This is a genomic window from Streptomyces shenzhenensis, from assembly GCF_021462265.1.
In the GTDB taxonomy this organism is placed as follows: domain Bacteria; phylum Actinomycetota; class Actinomycetes; order Streptomycetales; family Streptomycetaceae; genus Streptomyces; species Streptomyces shenzhenensis.
Window position 1 is genome coordinate 1 of the sequence record NZ_JAJONF010000025.1, and the last position, 17,024, is coordinate 17,024.

Annotated in this window: 13 protein-coding genes and 1 pseudogene; 7 read left to right on the forward strand and 7 right to left on the reverse strand. The window is 74.3% G+C overall.

Features of this window, described 5'->3' with window-relative positions:
• Window positions 1-349: 349 nt before the first annotated feature.
• Window positions 350-898, forward strand: coding sequence for a hypothetical protein (locus LQ326_RS28180; RefSeq protein ID WP_234541433.1), 549 nt, complete (start codon window positions 350-352; stop codon window positions 896-898).
• A gap of 319 nt (window positions 899-1,217) precedes the next feature.
• Here the strand turns inward: LQ326_RS28180 and LQ326_RS28185 are convergent, their stop codons facing one another.
• Window positions 1,218-3,782 carry a helicase-associated domain-containing protein gene (locus LQ326_RS28185; RefSeq protein WP_234541436.1) on the reverse strand — a complete coding sequence of 855 codons (2,565 nt, stop codon included), beginning with the start codon at window positions 3,780-3,782 and terminating at the stop codon, window positions 1,218-1,220.
• Between the two features lie 269 nt (window positions 3,783-4,051).
• Here LQ326_RS28185 and LQ326_RS28190 point away from each other — a divergent pair, with 269 nt between their 5' ends.
• The 3 genes from LQ326_RS28190 (at window position 4,052) to LQ326_RS28200 (ending at window position 7,711) form a co-directional block, all read left to right on the forward strand.
• Entirely contained in the window at window positions 4,052-5,677 is a 1,626-nt protein-coding gene (locus LQ326_RS28190; RefSeq protein ID WP_234541437.1) for a PstS family phosphate ABC transporter substrate-binding protein, read from the forward strand.
• A 70-nt stretch (window positions 5,678-5,747) separates the two neighbouring features.
• Window positions 5,748-6,686 (forward strand): hypothetical protein, encoded by a 939-nt coding sequence (locus tag LQ326_RS28195; protein WP_234541438.1) that lies wholly within the window; start codon window positions 5,748-5,750, stop codon window positions 6,684-6,686.
• A gap of 368 nt (window positions 6,687-7,054) precedes the next feature.
• Window positions 7,055-7,711: an HAD family hydrolase gene (locus LQ326_RS28200; RefSeq protein WP_234541440.1), complete on the forward strand. Its 657-nt coding sequence runs from the start codon at window positions 7,055-7,057 to the stop codon at window positions 7,709-7,711.
• On the opposite strand, the gene LQ326_RS28205 is transcribed toward LQ326_RS28200, so the two are convergent.
• Window positions 7,684-7,938 (reverse strand): SUR7/PalI family protein, encoded by a 255-nt coding sequence (locus tag LQ326_RS28205; protein WP_181809383.1) that lies wholly within the window; start codon window positions 7,936-7,938, stop codon window positions 7,684-7,686. The genes LQ326_RS28200 and LQ326_RS28205 overlap by 28 nt on opposite strands.
• A 188-nt stretch (window positions 7,939-8,126) precedes the next feature.
• On the opposite strand from LQ326_RS28205, the gene LQ326_RS48390 reads away from it, so the two are divergent.
• Window positions 8,127-8,510, forward strand: coding sequence for a cold-shock protein (locus LQ326_RS48390; RefSeq protein ID WP_093501504.1), 384 nt, complete (start codon window positions 8,127-8,129; stop codon window positions 8,508-8,510).
• A 50-nt stretch (window positions 8,511-8,560) separates the two neighbouring features.
• On the opposite strand, the gene LQ326_RS28215 is transcribed toward LQ326_RS48390, so the two are convergent.
• The 4 genes from LQ326_RS28215 to LQ326_RS28230 all read right to left on the reverse strand — a co-directional run bounded on the left by LQ326_RS28215 (window position 8,561) and on the right by LQ326_RS28230 (window position 12,070).
• Window positions 8,561-9,412: a 1,4-dihydroxy-6-naphtoate synthase gene (locus tag LQ326_RS28215; protein ID WP_234541443.1), complete on the reverse strand. Its 852-nt coding sequence runs from the start codon at window positions 9,410-9,412 to the stop codon at window positions 8,561-8,563.
• Complete coding sequence (locus LQ326_RS28220) at window positions 9,409-10,125, reverse strand: futalosine hydrolase (RefSeq protein ID WP_372496976.1); 717 nt, start codon at window positions 10,123-10,125, stop codon at window positions 9,409-9,411. Before LQ326_RS28220 ends, LQ326_RS28215 begins: the two co-directional genes overlap by 4 nt.
• 8 nt (window positions 10,126-10,133) lie before the next feature.
• Window positions 10,134-10,607: a DUF2771 domain-containing protein gene (locus tag LQ326_RS28225; RefSeq protein ID WP_234541447.1), complete on the reverse strand. Its 474-nt coding sequence runs from the start codon at window positions 10,605-10,607 to the stop codon at window positions 10,134-10,136.
• A gap of 62 nt (window positions 10,608-10,669) precedes the next feature.
• A complete protein-coding gene (locus LQ326_RS28230; RefSeq protein ID WP_372496977.1) occupies window positions 10,670-12,070 on the reverse strand; it encodes an MFS transporter in 1,401 nt (466 codons plus the stop codon).
• A 553-nt stretch (window positions 12,071-12,623) separates the two neighbouring features.
• Here LQ326_RS28230 and LQ326_RS28235 point away from each other — a divergent pair.
• Window positions 12,624-13,550: a DUF3027 domain-containing protein gene (locus LQ326_RS28235; protein ID WP_234541452.1), complete on the forward strand. Its 927-nt coding sequence runs from the start codon at window positions 12,624-12,626 to the stop codon at window positions 13,548-13,550.
• A gap of 33 nt (window positions 13,551-13,583) precedes the next feature.
• Here the strand turns inward: LQ326_RS28235 and LQ326_RS28240 are convergent.
• Window positions 13,584-13,724 (reverse strand): annotated as a pseudogene (locus LQ326_RS28240) (Uma2 family endonuclease); the annotation flags it as partial.
• 172 nt (window positions 13,725-13,896) lie between these two features.
• Between LQ326_RS28240 and LQ326_RS28245 the strand changes: the two are divergent.
• A complete protein-coding gene (locus LQ326_RS28245) occupies window positions 13,897-17,022 on the forward strand; it encodes a sacsin N-terminal ATP-binding-like domain-containing protein (RefSeq protein ID WP_234541454.1) in 3,126 nt (1,041 codons plus the stop codon).
• Window positions 17,023-17,024 lie beyond the last annotated feature (2 nt).

The window sequence follows — 17,024 nt, forward strand, 5'->3', positions numbered from 1 at the left end:
GTCCCACACCAAGCCAAGGGCAGCGTGAAGAGGCTTTGGGCGGGAGCTGCCATGGGGCGAGAGATCGGGGCCCGTAGTGTGTGCATCACATCTCTGGACGATCAGCGGACCATTCACGCGCGGCACCCTTTCCCTTCGGCTCGTGCGGCCATCGCCATGGCGGCCATCGTCACGGGCCAAAGTTCCAGTGTGCCTCATGCGCGAGCGATCACCTTCGCCGCTGGACGGAACGTGCACCACCTGTGCCCGGTTTCCACGAGCGCCTGATCGTCCGGTGCAACCTTGGGTCCGTTTCGGGTGTCATGTCCGAGGGAGCCGCGTATGAGCGTGGCTCGGTGGGGAGGTTCGGGTGACGTCCGTACGCATCTGGGGACCCGGCGCGGGGGCCGTGGTGGTGCTGGTGGCGGCCGGGGTGTGGGCGCGCGGGTCCAGCGCGGTGGACGCCGGGCTGTGGGCCGAGGTGCGTCCCGTGATCGAGGCGCGGCTGGTGGCGCAGGAGACCGGGTCCGGGTACGCGGAGACTGGTCGGCCCGAGCTCAGGTCCCGCTGGTTCTGCCGGGCGGAGGCCCTGGAGCTGGAGGAGAGCGGGGGCCGGGTGCGGGCCGGCGTCGACACGCTCTGCCTGGAGTACGGCGTCCACGGCGACGCGCTGGTGGAGTGCACCGGCGAGCAGACACCGCAGGTGATGCGGCTGGAGCGGCGTCCGGCGGGCGGCGGCTTCCGGGTCGTCTCCGCGCAGGCGCCGCCGGACGGGGCGGGTTACGGCGAGTGGGAGGAGAGCCACTTCGGTTCCTACGCCGCGTCCCGTCTCGACCGGCCGATGGACTCCGCGGGCCTGCGGACGGCGGCCCGCACCCACTTCGGCCTGCCGGCCGACGCGCCGGTGCGGGACTGTTAGCCGCGGCGGTGGGGCAGCCGCTTGGGGGTCGGCTGCCGAGGGCTTTGCTGTGAGTGCGGCGAGCGTTCCGCTGGAGGCCGCGATGGGGCGGTGGTCGGGTGCGGCGCCGTCGTGGCTGGTCGCGCCCACGCGGCGGCGGCCGCATGTCGACACGGCCTCGCGCCCCTTGGGCGCTCCAGTGCAGGGGCACTCCAGTGCGGGGCGCTGCCGTGCGGGGTGGTTCAGCCTTCGGCGGGCCGCGGCGCCGTCGTGGCTGGTCGCGCAGTTCCCCGCGCCCCTTCGGGCGCTGCAGTGCGGGGCGCTGCAGTGCGGGGGCGGTTCAGTCCTCTGCGAGTTCGGCGACGCCCGTCACGCGGTGGAGGGGGTAGGTGCGTACCTCGTCGGCGGTGTGGTCGTAGGCCGTGACGAAGCCGCCTTCGACGCGGATCGGGGCGATGACGCGCTGGGTGGCGGTGCCCTCGGCGTTGACGTAGCCGATCCAGACGGTGTCGCCGGTGAGGACGGCGGCCTGCATGGTGGCGAGGGTCTCGGCGGGGGCGGTGCGCGGGAGTTCGCCGCCCTTGACGGCGGTGCCGGCGGACTTGCGGGGGGTGGTGGCGGCGAGGTCACCGGCGCGGATCGCGCGGATCGCGGCGGCGAGGAGGGTGACGTCCGGTGGCGGCGGGCCGTCCGGGACCGGCTCGGGGGCCGCGCGCGGCGGCGTGCGGTGGGCGTGGGCGCGGGTGATCAGGACATCGCCCTCGGCGGACTCGGCGGCGGGTGCGAAGCCCATCGCGCGCAGGCCGTCCAGGAGGGCGGCCGGGTCGGCCTGGGTGGCGAGCACCGTCGGGGCCAGGCGGCGCAGGCGCAGCCCCGAGGCCCGTTTGTCGGCCATGATCTCGTTCAGGACGGTGTCGTCGTCGCAGCGGACGTACGCCGAGGCCGCGCCCACCCGCAGATGGCCGTGCCTGCGGGCCACGTCGTCGATCAGGTACGTGAGCGGCTGCGGTACCGGGGTGCGGGAGTGACCGGCGAGGAAGGCGTGCAGGTCGGCGGCGGTCTGGCCGGCGTCCAGGGCGCGGCGGACGGAGCCGGGCGTGAAGCGGTAGACCGTGGCGCCGCCCTTCGACTCGACGTCGGCGAGGACGCCCAGCGCGTCGGCGAGCGGGCGGCGCAGCGGGCCCGGGGCGACCGCCGTCAGGTCGGCCTGGAGCAGCACGTGGTCGAGGGGCTCGGGGAGCAGCGGGGCCAGCAGCCGGGCGGCGGCCACGGCGGCGGCGGCCTGCTCGGGCGGCGAGAGGGGCGCGGGGGTGACTGGGACGGGGGCCGGATGGTGGTGGTGCACGGGGAGCTTGTCGCCGGGGCCGGCGGACCCGGCTGGGGCTGGGGCTGAGGCACCGGTCGCGGCTGCGGTCGCGGGCGTGGGTGGTGCGCCGAGGAGGGCGCGGCCGTGGGCCGACAGCGCGCCGCGTCCCGTCACGCCCAGCAGCTCGGCCTCCGACAGCGTCCAGCGGGCCAGCCGGCCGCGCAGGTCGTCGTCCTGCTGCCGGGGGCCGCGCAGCGGCCGTTCCCAGCGCAGCCGGGCCAGCACCGAGTCGGCGACCGGGGCGGTGCCCTCCGGGAGCCCGGCGAGAAGGGTCAGCACCCGGTGCCGTACCTCGGGCGCGGCGGAGCGGTCGAGGCCGGGGCCCAGCGCCGACAGGGCGTGGTCCTTGGCGTCGCGGCCGCCGACCAGGCCGCAGGCGCGGGTCGCGGTCAGCCAGGCCTGAGCCAGCTGGGTCCAGCGTTCGGCGGGCGGGCGGTCCAGCCACTCGTCGTAGGCGGGGGTGGCCGCGTAGCGTTCGTCGGCCTCGCCGTCGGAGGCGAGCAGTCCGGCCGAGTACGCCAGCTCGACCCAGAAGGCGGCGATCGGCTCGGACACGTCCAGGGCGACGGCCGTCCGCTTGAGGTCGCGGACGCTCAGGCCGCCGGCCCGCAGCACCGCCGGACCGCCCTCGTCCCAGTCCTTCAGCAGTTCCTCGACGGTCGCGAGCGCGGTGTAGGCCTGCCCGGCCGCGGTCGCGTCCACGACCTGTGGACGGTGGGCGGCGGCCGGCTCGACGGCGGGCGGCGTGGGCTGCGGCTCGCGGTGCGCCCGGCCCTCGCGCAGGTGCAGGGCGACCTCGCGGGGCAGGACCACGGTGCCGGGCGCGGTCGGCAGCAGCAGGCCGCGGTCCAGGAGCCAGCGCAGGTGGGCGGCCGGTTCGGGGGTGATCTGGCCGTACGGCGGCCCCCAGACCAGCCGGGAGAGGACCTCGCGGGACTCGGCGGGCGCGGCGGCGAGCAGCTTCGCCATCTTCTTCCGATGGCCGAACAGCTTGGTGAGCGCGTCCACCGCGGACACCGAGTCGTGCGTGGAGGGCAGCCCGGCGGCGGCCACGATCTCCTGGATCCGGCCCGGCGACATCCCCGACGTGGCCTCCCGCGCGCTCGGGCCCAGCCCGGTCGGTGACGGGTGCTGCGGGGACGGGGCGAGCACCTCGCGCGCGGTCCGCACCAGCCGCAGCCGGTCGTCGTCGCCCCACACCAGCGCCTGGTCCCGGAGCGCGGCGACGGCACGCGGCAGCGCCGCGGTGACGGCCGGGTCCCCGCCGTCACCGGCCATCAGACCCAGCAGCTCCCGGTACGACGCCGGGTCGCCGGCCACCGCCAGCGCCTCCGCGGTCTGCAGGGCGAAGCGGTCCAGGCGTTCCAGGGCACGCAGCACCGAGGCACGGGTGCCGGCCCGGGTGGCCAGCTGGGTGAGGTCGGTGGGGACGGGGGTGATGAGGTCGGGGCGGGCACGCAGCAGTACGGCCAGGGAGGCGTCGTCCCTGGCCCGAAGCGCCTCCGCGAGGGAACGCGGCGGGGTGGCCGGGTTGCTCATCCGCCCCACGGTAGCGGGTGCGGGGCGGACACCGGGATCACCTGTCCCGCGGCTGTTTCTGTGGAAGGGGCGGCCGGCGGGAGAACAACACGTTGCGCAGATGACCGGCGAATGAACTTCAGCGGGCGGATCGCGGCGGCTCTGGCAACGCCCGGCACCCACTCGTCACCCTGGGCTCCCTGGCCACCGTGCGATGTCAACAACGCGGTAGGGCAAGGCGATTCGGGGGATCGCGGATCGGGGATTCGTGGGATTCGGGGGATGAGGTCGTGAGAACGCTCGGCGTCGAACTCAACTTCAACAACATCGTCGCGATCTTCAGCGTCATGATCCCGGTGCTGGCGTTCTTCTGGGAGTTCGTGGTCATCCGCCGCAAACGGCTCGGTTACCGCCTCCAGATGGACACCCTGGCCACGGATACCGCGCACGCGCCGAGCGCCGACGTGCTGGCGCGGATGCGGGACGACGGCCACGAGCTGGTGGAGCCCTCGTTCGTGCTGGTGCGGATCGAGAACGCCGGCTGGCGGGAGATCGTCTCCGGGGACTACCTGACCCCGCCCGACGACAAGACCGGCATCCGGGTGCTGTTCCGGGACCGCCGGGTCGTCGGCATGGCGGTGACCGAACTCAGCCAGCCCACCCTCCGGCACTTCTTCGTCACCACCCGCGACGGCCGGACCCAGGAGACCGACGGTTTCGGCAAGGACTGGGAGGACGGCGTAGGCGTCATCCGGCTGCCCAAGGTGACGCTGAACCCCGGCGCCCACTACAAGGTCCTGGCGGTGCTGGAGCGCCGGGGCGGCAGCGCGCACGTGCCCTTCCCGCCGCCGGAGTTCCAGGCCGCGGTGACCGGGGGCATGGACCACTCCTTCGCCTGGGTCCGCTGGCTGGCCCGGCTCAAGCTGGCCCACACCGAGAGCCACACCTTCGCCTCCAGACCGGCGGTGGGCGGTCTGGCCCTGCTGGCGGCGGCGGTCCTCGTGCAGGCGAGCCTCACCCTGTTCTTCCCCGCCAAGCCCGCCCCGCTGGACTGCGTCGGCGGCACGCTGCACCTGTCGGGCTCGACCGCGTTCGCGCCCGCGGTGACGGCGGCGGCCAGGCAGTACACGAAGCTGTGCGAGGCCAAGGGGGCGGACATCCCCATCGCCGACGGCACCTTCCAGAGCAGCACCGACGGCCTCACCACGCTCCAGCAGGCCGGCAGGTCCGCCGGAATCAAGGGCGACACGGGGCTCGGCGACCGCATCACCTTCACCGACGGCCCGGCCGAGGGCAACCATGCCCAGCTGCTGCCCCGGCCGGTGGTCTACTCCCTGTTCGCCCTCGTCGTGAACCAGGACGCCGGCGTCCGCAAACTCTCCCTCCAGCAGGTCCGCGACATCTACGCCGGGAAGGTCGCGAACTGGTCCGAGGTGGGCGGCCACGACGTCCCCGTCCACCTCGTCAACCGCCACCGCGGTTCCGGCACCCGCAACGCCCTCGAACAGCGGGTCCTCGCGCACAGGCCGGTACCGGAGGCCGACGTCAACGACTGCGCGGCCCTGCCGGCCGGCAAGTACGGCGTCTGCGAGGTCACCACCACCGACAGCCTCCTGGACGCGGTGAGCGCCGACCGCGGCGGCCTCGGCTACAGCGAGGTCAGCAGCGTGCCGGCCGGCAACCTCGTCAAGCTGCGCATCGGCGACATGCCCCCCACCCTCGAAGGCGTCGAGCAGGGCACGTACCCGTACTGGCAGACCGAGTACGCCTACACGTACGGCGAGCCGCCCGCCGGCTCCATCGCGGCCGCCTTCCTGCGCTATCTCACCGACCAGGGCGGCAAGGACATCCTGCGCGAGTACGGCAACCGGCCCTGCTCCGAGACCCGCTATCCGCTGGAGTGCCGGCCGACCTGAGCCGTGGCCTGCGCTACCGTCGTTCCGACGGGGGTATCCAACGCAACGTACCGGCCCCGGAGGGGACTTCGTGGGTATCGAGAGCGACCAGGTCGTCTACGAGTATCTGAGCCGCGTCGGCGACATCGCGCACCAGCGCCAGTTGTCGTCGGCCGAGCGGATGCGGCTGGTGTCCGGGCTGCGCAACGAGATCGACCGGCACCGGGCCAAGTCGACCGTCGACAGCCCTGCCGCGGTACGGCGCATCCTGGACCGGCTGGGCACGCCCGACGCGGTCGTCGAGGCGGCGGGCGGTACGGCGGGCAGCGCGTCCGAGCCGCCGCCGTCCGCGGTCCCCGTCCAGCGGGACGCGGGGCCGGCGGTGCCGGCCGAGAGCCTGCGCCGCGTCGTGCCGCGGCCCCGGCCCGCCGAGCCGGACGGCAGCTCGGGGCCGCCGCCCGACTGGTGGCGGGTGGACCGCAGCCCGTTCGGGGACGGGGACGGCGACGAGGTGCCGGGGTTCGTCGGCGGGGTGGAGATTCCCGAACTGCTGAGCAGGCCGCGGCTGCGGAAGGCGGAGCCGGCGGACGAGCCGGGCGGGGCCGGTGGGGCGGCGGAGGCGGTGGCTCCCGTGGTGGCGGAGCCCGCGCCGTCCGGACGACGCCGGATCCGCGTCGTTCCCCGTCCCGCCACCGGCTGGAGCAACCCGCTCCTCCTGCTCGCCGCCGGCGCGCTCGTCGTGGGCGCGGTGCTCGGCTACTGGTTCGCGCTCGTCCTCGGCTGGGCCATCGCCTACGGGTCCCGCCGGCTCACCCCGACGGAGACGAAGCTGGCGGTGATGTGGGTACCGGGGATGTCCGTGGCGGCCGGGCTGGTGTGGCTGTGGGGGCGGAGCGCCGGGCGCTGGGGGACCCCGATCGCCCAGGGGCAGATGAGCGGTGCGGTGGGGGAGACGTGGCCGTGGGTGGTGAGGGGTGCGGCGGTGGCGTCCGCCCTGTATCTGGTGTGGCGCTCACAGCGGACGCGGTAGGGGTGGGCCGGGCGCGGCAGGGGGTGGGCCGGGCGCGGTAGGGGGTGGGGCGGCCGGTTGTCGGGCGGCCGCGGGCCGGTGGGGGCTGGTCGCGCCCACACGGCGGAGCCGCACATCGACTCAGCCCCGCGCCCCTTACGGGGCGCTGCAGTCGCGTCGGCTTCATAGCCGCTTCATAGCCGCGGGCGGGCGTGCCGCAGGGCGGCACGGGTGGGCGCTGGGGGTCCCCCCGGCCGAAGGCTGGGGGAGGCACCCTGCAAGCGCCGGTAAGCGTCCCACCCCCGGGCCCCAGCCCCCGCCCACCTGAGCGTCTCCGCCCCACCCCAGCCCCCGCCCACGGCCGCCCCCCGCCCTGCACAATGGCCCCTATGACTCCTCGCCCCCTCACCGTCGGCTTCGATCTCGACATGACGCTCATCGACTCCCGTCCCGGCATCCACGCCACCTACCTGGCGCTCGCCGAGCGGACCGGGACGTACATCGATGCCGATCTGGCGATCACCCGGCTGGGGCCGCCGCTCGCCGAGGAGCTGGTGCACTGGTTTCCGGCCGAGCGGATCGCGGAGGTGAGTGATCTGTACCGGGCCATGTATCCGGAGATCGCCATCGCGGCGACGCCCGCCATGCCGGGTGCGCGGGAGGCGATCGCGGCCGTGCGGGACGCCGGCGGGAAGAGCGTGGTGGTCACCGCGAAGTACGAGCCCAACGCGCTGCTGCACCTCAGCCACCTCGGCATGGTCCCGGACGCCGTCGTCGGCGACCTGTGGGCCGAGCAGAAGGCGGTGGCGCTGCGCGAGCACGCCGCGGGCGCGTACGTCGGCGACCACGTCGGGGACGTCCGCGGGGCGCGCAGGGCGGGTGCCCTGTCGGTGGCGGTGGCCACCGGACCCTGCGCCGCCGAGGAACTGCGCGCGGCCGGCGCCGACGTGGTGCTCGCCGACCTCACCGAGCTGCCCGCGTGGCTGGCCGGCTACCGCGAGGGCGGCTACGAAGGCGGCTACCGGGAGGACGCCTCCCGCGCCTGACGGCGTCCGGCCGCGACCGACTGGAGCACTCCGGCGGCTGCGACCAGGAAGCCGACGCCCATGAGCATGCTCAGCAGGTACATGTAGGTCGGAAAAGGCTTCGCGCCGAGGAACAGCGGTATCACGGTGACGAGTGTGGCCACCGCACCGATGAAGAAGACCACGGCACCGGCGCGGACCAGTCGGTCACCGGGCCCGGCGGAATTCGCTTGGGTTTTGTCACGCACTCGACCAGGGTAGTTCCTTGCCCGAAGGAACAACCGGGCGACGTCTTGTCACGCGCCCGCAGACCATTAGCCTTGGTACGGGCGGGTCATGGTCGACCCGCCCGAGTGCTATCAAGAGCCGTTCCAGAGCTGTTGCATTCAGAAGTTTCCAGAGCAGTTTCCGACGAGATACGAGGACGAGGACAGACGTGCCTACCGGCAAGGTCAAGTGGTTCAACAGCGAGAAGGGCTTCGGCTTTCTCTCCCGCGACGACGGCGGTGACGTCTTCGTCCATTCCTCGGTTCTCCCCGACGGGGTCGACGCACTCAAGCCGGGCCAGCGCGTGGAGTTCGGTGTCGTCGCCGGTCAGCGCGGTGACCAGGCGCTGTCCGTGGTCCTGCTCGACCCCACCCCGTCGGTCGCCGCCGCCCAGCGCAAGAAGCCGGACGAGCTGGCCTCGATCGTGCAGGACCTGACGACCCTGCTCGAAAACATCACGCCGATGCTGGAGCGCGGCCGTTACCCGGACAAGGCCGCCGGTGCGAAGATCGCCGGGCTGCTGCGCGCGGTCGCGGACCAGCTGGACGTGTAGCCGGGTAAGAGGCATATGCGTGTCGGAAGCGGGTAAGTCCCGTGGGTTTTTTACGGGAAATCCAGTGCGTGCGGGCCGAGGGGCGGGACAAGTCCCTCGGCCGCCGCGCGGGTGAGCAGTCCGCGGACCGCCGCGTAACCTTCCTCGCCGAGTTCCGAGGTGAACTCGTTGACGTAGAGCCCGATGTGCTGGTCGGCGACCGCGGGGTCCATCTCCTGGGCGTGCGCCATCACATACGGCCGGGAGACCTCGGGATCGTCCCAGGCCGCGTGGACGGACGCACGGATCGCGCCGGCGAGGCGGGTGAGCGTCTCGGCACCCAGCGACCGCTTGGCGATGATCGCGCCCAGCGGGATCGGCAGGCCCGTCGTGCGCTCCCAGTGCTCGCCCATGTCCGCGAGCTTGTGCAGGCCGTAGTTCTGGTAGGTGAAGCGCGCCTCGTGGATCACGAGCCCGGCGTCGACCTTCCCGTCCCGCACGGCCGGCATGATCTCGTGGAACGGCATGACCACGATCTCGCCCACGCCACCGTCCGCAAGCGTGTCCGCGGCCCAGAGCCGGAACAGCAGGTAGGCCGTCGACTTCTCGCTCGGCACGGCGACGGTACGGCCGGTGAGGTCCGCACCCGCCTCCCGGGTCAGCACCAGCGGCCCGCAGCCCCGGCCCAGCGCGCCCCCGCAGGGCAGCAGCGCGTACTCGTCGAGGACGTAGGGCAGCACGGCGTACGACACCTTCAGCGCGTCCGACTCGCCGCGCTCGGCCATGCCGTTGGTGATGTCGATGTCCGCGAAGGCCACGTCGAGCGCGGGTGCGCCCGGGATCCGGCCGTGCGCGAGGGCGTCGAAGACGAAGGTGTCGTTCGGACAGGGCGAGTACGCGATGTGCAGGGGCTCACTGGTCATGCTGATTCCCAACTCTCCAGGGCGGGCGCGAGCTTCCCGAAGGCCTCGGTCAGGGCGTCGAGGGCGTCGCCGATGCGCCAGGCGGCACGGTCCCGGGGGCCGACGGGGTTGGAGACCGCGCGCAGCTCCAGCACGGGCACGCCGTGCGCGGCGGCCGCCTCGGCGACGCCGAAGCCCTCCATGGCCTCGGCGAGGGCGCGCGGGTGGCGGGCCCGCAGCTCGGCCGCGCGGGCGGCGGTTCCGGTCACCGTGGAGACGGTGAGTACCGCTCCGGGGTGAGCTCCGGTGGCCTGGGCTGTCACTCGTACGAGTGAATTCAGTGGGTGGTGGCTGACGGTCCCGAAGCCCAGTTCGGTGACCGGCAGAAACCCGTCGGCCGTCTCGGCGCCCAGATCGGCCACGGTGATCTCGTCGGCGACGACCAGGGAGCCGACGGGCGCCTCCGGCTGGAAACCGCCGGCGATCCCGGCGGAGACGACCAGCGTGTAGGGGCGGCCGTCGAGGGCGGCGGCGGTGAGGGCGGTCGCGGTGCCGGCGGCGGCCAGGGCCGGTCCGACCCCGGCGGCGAGGAGGTCGTACCCCCCGGCGGTGCGCAGCAGCGGGGGCGAGCCCGGCAGCCGCACCTCCGTCGTGACGTCCGTGAACGCCCGTGCCACCGCGTCCCGTTCGGCCGGGACCGCGGTGGCTACGAGGACGCGCGCGGCGGCCTTCACGCTGCCTGTCAGGCGTCCTTCTTGAGCTTGAAGGACCACAGGCCCAGCACCGACTTGTCGCCCTCCTTGATGGAGACCAGGGTCGAGTTGCCGGAGGCGCCGTACTGGGCGTTGAAGAACACGCTGCCCGGGATGGTGCGGTAGGTCTTGGTGCTGGATTCCGTGAGCGCCTGGCCGTTCATCAGGATCGTCCAGCCGCTGTCCGCGATCTTCGGGTCGACACCGAAGCGGACCGTTTCGTCCGGGTCCACCTTGATGGACTTGATCCCGGTGTCCTTCAGGCACTTCGTGAGGGAGGCCGTGTCCAGGGCCTTGCCGTCGTTGTAGCAGGCGGCCTCGGAGTTGACCGAGTTCGTGCCGACGGTGATCGTGGCGATCGGCGTCGGCTTGTCACAGGCCGACAGAACGAGCAGTCCGGCGGAAACGGCGCCGGCGGCGGCGACGACGCGGCGGCGTCGCGAGCGGGATTGCAGCGTGGTCATGGCCGAAGGCTATCGGGCGCTCCGGGCCGTCTCCCCACGTGGGGTACGGCGTGCCCCGTTCGTTACGCCACTCGCGGGCGGGGGCGGGTGCCGTGCCGGGCGGAGCTGAGCAGACCGCGCAGGGTGGCCAGCCAGCCGGCCGCCACGATCGCGGCGGCCACCACCAGGCCCAGGGTGCCGTTCAGCGGCATCACGATGCCCACCGCGCCGCCGAACACCCAGGCCATCTGGAGCAGGGTCTCCGAGCGCGCGAACGCCGAGCTGCGCACCGTCTCCGGCACGTCCCGCTGGATCAGCGCGTCCAGGGACAGCTTGGCCAGCGCCTGCCCGAAACCGGCCACCGCCGCCAGCACCGCCACCAGGAAGGCGCCGAAGAACAGCGCCGCGACGATCGCCGTACCCAGCACGACGGCCACCACCGTCACGATGATGATCTCCGGCGCCCGGGACCGCAGCCACGCCCCCACCGCCGTGCCGAGCGCGTTGCCGACACCCGCCGACACCCCCACTATCCCGAGCGACACCGCCGCGCTCTCGCCGGTCAGCGGGTGCTCGCGGAGCAGGAACGCCAGGAAGAAGATCAGGAACCCGGTGAGGCAGCGCAGGGCGGCGTTGGCGCCGAGGGCGTGGGTGACGGCGGGGCCGACCGTGCGCAGCCCCGGCCGCTTCGTCCCCTTGCGGAACGGCCCGTGCAGATGCTCCTCGTCGGCGGCGAGCAGCGCCACGTCCTCGCCCCTGGCCGAGTCGACCTTGGGCGGGAGCGAGAAGGAGAGAAAGGTTCCCGCTACGAAGATCACGAAGGCGCCGTAGAGCGGCCAGGGGTCGCCGAGGGCGTGCAGCCCGGCCCCGATCGGGGCGGCGACGCCGGTGGCGAGCAGACCGGCGAGGGTGACCCGCGAATTGGCCTTCACCAGCGAGAACCGGGGCGGGAGGAGTCTGGGTACGACGGCACTGCGCACCACGCCGTACGCCTTCGACGCGACCAGCACCCCGAGCGCGGCCGGATACAGCTCCAGGCTGCCGCCGGCCACCGCGCCCGAGATGATCAGCGCGAGCAGCGCCCGGGCGAGCATGGCACCGGCCATCGCGGCCCGGCGGCCGTGCGGGAGCCGGTCGAGGAGGGGGCCGATGACCGGGGCGAGGACGGTGAAGGGCGCCATGGTGATGGCGAGGTAGAGCGCGACGCGGCCGCGGGCCTCGTCGGTGGGCACGGAGAAGAACACGGTCGAGGCGAGCGCGACGGTGATCATCACGTCACCCGCGCCGTTGACCGCGTGCAGTTCGATCAGCTTCCCCAGCCCGGACTCGCCGGCGCCGTGCGCGTGGGTGGCCTTGCGGATGCCGCGGGCGGTGCCGGTCACCGGGAGGTGCAGGGCACGTCCGACCGAGCGGACGGCACCGCGCACCCGGCCCGCACCGCCACCGACCCCGACGGCACGTTGGGGTGACTTCGCGGTTGCCACGTGCTTCATAGTGCCCTGAGTGCGCTGTTCCTAGTGCACTTTGTGACCAAGCGAGTCGTGAGGGGGCGCCGGGGGAGGGGGGAACGCTTACCGGCGCTGGCAGGGTGCCTCCCCCAGCCTTCGGCCGGGGGGACCCCCAGCGCCCACCCGTGCCGCCCCAGCGGCACGACTGCCCGCGGCCTATGAGACACGGCTGGACAGCGCGCCCCGTAAGGGGCGCGGGGAACTGCGCGACCAGCCCCCACCCACCCGCACCCGCCCACAGCCCGCCACAGCCCAGAACATCCCCACCCGCAGCCCAGAACGCATCGCCGTCCCGCCTCCGCCGCCCCGCCCCCGGCGCCCCGTCCCCTTCGCGCAGCCACGCCGGACTGTCCCCCACTACCGGCGACGGGGTAGCGTGCCTATCTCAGCCATAACGCAGAATGGATGGCATAGGTACGCCCGAGCGCGATCGGACGCGGACGTCGATGCGGCCCACAGGTCCGCTCCGTCCGCCCCACCGCCGGAGGCAACCGCACTCGTGAGACGGCGTAGGAGAGAAGCGATACCCGTGAGCGCAGCGACAACGCGAAGCCGCACCCCTGACCGTCTGTGCGCCGAGGCCGTCGACCTCGCCCGTGGAGCCGCCGAGGAGGCCGCCGCACCCGGGGTGGTCGGCGAGCACACCGGAGCGGTGGCCGAGGGCGATCGCGTGGTCACGCACTTCTTCGAGTGCAAGGAGCTGGGTTACCGCGGCTGGCGCTGGGCGGTGACGGTGGCCCGCGCCTCCCGCGCCAAGGTCGTCACCCTCGACGAGGTGGTCCTCCTCCCCGGCCCCGACGCCCTCCTCGCCCCCGAGTGGGTGCCGTGGAGCGAGCGGCTGCGTCCCGGCGACATGGGCCCCGGCGACCTGTTGCCCACCGAGGCCGAGGACCTGCGCCTGGAGCCCGGCTACACCGGCGAGGACGAGCCGGAGCCGAACTCCCCGATCTCGCACGAGATGGAGGAACTGGCGGAGGCGGAGGACGCCGAGGTCACCGCGGGCACGCCCGCGCACCTGCCGACGGTCCCCTCCCGCGGCACGATCGCCTCGATCGCCGAGGAACTCGGGATGCGCCGCGCCCGGGTGCTGTCCCGCTACGGCCTGCACATCGCCGCGGACCGCTGGGAGGAGGCGTTCGGCGCCAAGACCCCCATGGCCCAGGCGGCCCCCGCGACCTGCGTGAGCTGCGGCTTCCTCACCCCCGTCGGCGGCTCCCTCGGCCAGGCCTTCGGCGTCTGCGCCAACGAGTTCTCGCCGGCCGACGGCCGGGTGGTCTCCCTCTCCTACGGCTGCGGCGGCCACTCGGAGGCCGCGGTCATGCCGAAGACGCCCCAGCCGGCCCCACCGGTCGTCGACGAGACCAGGGTCGACCCCTTCCCCCTCCGCCCGTCCCCGGACTCGGGCTCGGTCCCGGCGGTATCGGACGAGGAGACGGCGGAGCTGGGCCACTCCTAGCGGCCCTCGGCGTTCGGACGGCGTGCCGCTCTGGTCCGTGCGGAGCGGCAGGTTGTCCGTCGCGATGGTCCAGTCGCCGATGGTGACGTCCTCGCCGTGGCCGAAGTCCTTACGGGTCGCGTAGCGCGGGCCGGCGGGGGTGGGACGGATGTCGGTGAGGACGGCGCCGGTGCCGGGGGCGCTGCCGACCAGCCCCTTGGACCGGCCCCTGGGACGGCCCCGGCAGCCGTCGGCCGCCCGGCGCCGGGTCCGGGCGTTCGCTTCCCGGCCAGGCGGGTCGGGTGGGCGGCCGGGCGGAGTCCCGGCGCGCGGTACCTTCGTCCTCACGTCGACTTGGAGAGTGAACGTGAGCAAGTTCGTGCGGCCCGCAGCCGAGGGTGCCGACCCGTTCGGGACCGCCCGTCTCCGGCGGGGCGTTCTGGACGCCTGGGCGACCAGCCCCGCCCGCTTCCGTGAGGACGCCAACGCCGAGGAGGACCTGGTCCTCGGCGGTTACCGGGACCGGCTCGTCGTGGAGCTCGCGCAGAACGCGGCCGACGCCGCGGCGCGGGCCGGTGTCCCCGGCCGGCTCCGCCTCACCCTCCGCGACGGCGTCCTGTTCGCCGCCAACACCGGCGCCCCGCTGGACGCGGCCGGCGTCGAGTCCCTCTCCACCCTGCGCGCCTCGGCGAAGCGGGGAGACGAGGAGGGCGCGGTGGGCGCGGTGGGGCGGTTCGGCGTCGGGTTCGCCGCCGTGCTGGCCGTGACGGACGAGCCGGCAGTCGTGGGGCGGCACGGCGGGGTCCGCTGGTCCCTCGCCGAGGCCCGGGAACTGGCCGAGGAGACCGCCCGGCACAGCCCGGGGCTGGGGGACGAGATCCGCCGGCGGGACGGCCATGTCCCCCTGCTCCGGCTCCCGTTCGCCGCCGAGGGCACCGCCCCGGACCCGTACGACACGGTCGTGATCCTGCCGCTCAGGGACACCGCCGCGGCCGATCTCGCCGAGCGTCTCCTCGACGCCGTGGACGACGCCCTGCTCCTCGCCCTCCCGGGCCTGGAGGAGGTCGTCGTCGAGCAGGACACCGTGCGCACCCTGCGCCGCCGCACCGACGGCGCGCTCACCGTCGTGGAGGACTCCCGGGAGGGCACGACCCGCTGGCGTACCGTCTCCGCGCACGGCCCGCTCACCCCCGACCTGCTCGTCGGCCGGCCGGTCGAGGAGCGGCTGCGGCCGCACTGGTCGCTGACCTGGGCCGTGCCCACGGACGGCCAAGGGGCCCCCGACCGGCCGCGTACCGCCGCCGTCCTGCACGCCCCCACCCCCAGCGACGAGCCCCTCGGCGTACCCGCCCTGCTCATCGCCTCCTTCCCGCTCGACACCACCCGCCGGCACGCCGCCCCCGGCCCGCTCACCGACTTCCTGGTGCGGCGTGCGGCCGACGCGTACGCCGAACTCCTCGCCGACTGGCGGCCGGTGGGGGAGGGGATCATCCACCTGGTGCCCGGGCCGCTCGGCAAGGGCGAGCTGGACGGCGCGCTGCGCCAGGCGATCCTGGAGCGGCTGCCGCGCACCGCGTTCCTGCCGCCCGCCGTCGAGCCCGGCGATGACAGCGACCTTCCGGAGGCGCTGCGGCCGCGCGACGCCGAGATCGTGGAGGGGGCGGGCGCGGAGACGGTCCGGGTCCTCGCCGAGGTGCTGCCGACGCTGCTGCCCGCCGGACTGGAACGCCGCGTCGAGCTGCGCACGCTGTCCGTCGCCCGGCTGCCGCTCGCCGACGCCGTCGACCGCCTGGCCGGTCTGGAGAAGGACCCGGACTGGTGGTGGCGGCTCTACGACAGCCTCGCCGGCGTCGACCCGGACCGGCTCTCCGGCCTGCCGGTACCGCTCGCGGACGGCAGGACCACCATCGGCCCCCGGCAGGTTCTCCTTCCCACCCCGGACGCGACCGCCATCGACCCCGAGGTGCTCGCCCGGCTCGGCCTCAAGGTCGCCCACCAGGACGCCGCCCACCCGCTCCTGGAGAAGCTCGGCGCCCTGCCCGCGAGCCCCCGCGCGGTGCTCACCACCCCGCAGGTGCGGGCCGCCGTGGCCGCCTCCCTCGACGACGAGGGGGGTGCGTTCTGGGAGGAAGACGCCCTGGACGCCGAAGAGCTGGCGGACACCGTGCTCGCGCTGGTCCGGGATGCCGGGCTGGAGCCCGGTGACGAGCCCTGGCTGGGTGCGCTGGCCCTCCCGGACGAGGACGGCGAGTTGGCCCCGGCCGGTGAACTGGTCGTCCCCGGAAGCCCGTTCGCCCGGGTGATCAGGGAGGGTGAACTGGCTGCCGTGGAGGCCGAGTTGGCCGAGAAGTGGGGCGAGGGCCCGCTCGCCGCCTGCGGGGTCCTCGCGAACTTCGCGCTCGTCCGCGCCACCGACGTCGTCCTCGACCCGGACGAACTGGAGCCCCGCGAGGGCGACTTCGCCGAACCCGACGACGCGGGCCTGCTGGACGCCGTGGACGTCTGGTGCGAGGACATCCTCGACCGCTTCCCGGACACCCCCGTCCCCCCGGTCGCCACCGAGCTGATCGCCGTCCGCGACCTCGACCTCGTCGACGAGGACCACTGGCCCGAGGCCCTCGCCCTGCTCGCCCAGCCGCCGCTGCGCGACGCCCTCACCCAGCCGGTCCGCGTCCTGCTGCCCGACGGCACGCACGAGGTGGTACGGCCGTACACCGCGTGGTGGCTGCGCGGCCACCCGGTCCTCGACGGCCGCCGCCCCGCCGGCCTGCTGGCCGCCGGCGGCGACCCGCTGCTGCGCGGCCTCTACGAGGAGGCCGACGCGACCGGCTTCGAGGACGAGCAGGTGCTGCGGGCGCTGGGCGTCCGGACCTCGGTGGCCGCCCTCCTGGACGAGCCGGGCGGCGCCGCCGAACTCCTCGACCGCCTCGCCGACCCGGACCGCCCGGTCACCGGCGCCCAACTGCACGCGCTGTACGGCGCGCTGGCGGATCTGGACCCCGAGCAGGTGACGCTCCCCGACGAGGTGCGGGCGGTGACCGACGGCCGGGTGGAGGTCGTGGACGCGGCGGACGCGGTGGTCGTCGACTCGCCCGATCTGCTGCCCTTCACCTCCGGTGTCCCCCTGCTGCCCGTACGGCCCGCCCGGGCCGCCGAACTGGCCGAACTGTTCCAGGTGCGGCGGCTGAGCGAGTCGGTGACGGGTTCGGTCGACTCGCAGGGCACGGAGCACGACGTCCCCGAGCCGGTGCACGTCCTGCTCGGCCCGCGCACCCCGCGGACGTATGTCGAGCACGAGGAACTGGTGGTGGACGGCGTCGAGATCGACTGGCGGCTCACCGGCGACGGCGTCCTGCACGCCGCGACGCTGGAGGGCGTGGCGGCCGGCCTGGCCTGGGCGGCCGGCCAGTGGCCGCGCCGCTTCGAGGTGGCGGCCCTCCTGGAGGACCCGTCCAGGACGGAGGAACTGGCGCGGGACCGCTGGTTCGACTGATC

Excerpts from the sequence above, each read along its gene's own strand:
- LQ326_RS28185 (WP_234541436.1), bottom strand. The coding sequence starts at position 3,782 with ATGAGCAACCCGGCCACCCCGCCGCGTTCCCTCGCGGAGGCGCTTCGG.
- LQ326_RS28200 (WP_234541440.1), top strand. The coding sequence starts at position 7,055 with ATGACTCCTCGCCCCCTCACCGTCGGCTTCGATCTCGACATGACGCTC.
- LQ326_RS28215 (WP_234541443.1), bottom strand. The coding sequence starts at position 9,412 with ATGACCAGTGAGCCCCTGCACATCGCGTACTCGCCCTGTCCGAACGAC.
- LQ326_RS28225 (WP_234541447.1), bottom strand. The coding sequence starts at position 10,607 with ATGACCACGCTGCAATCCCGCTCGCGACGCCGCCGCGTCGTCGCCGCC.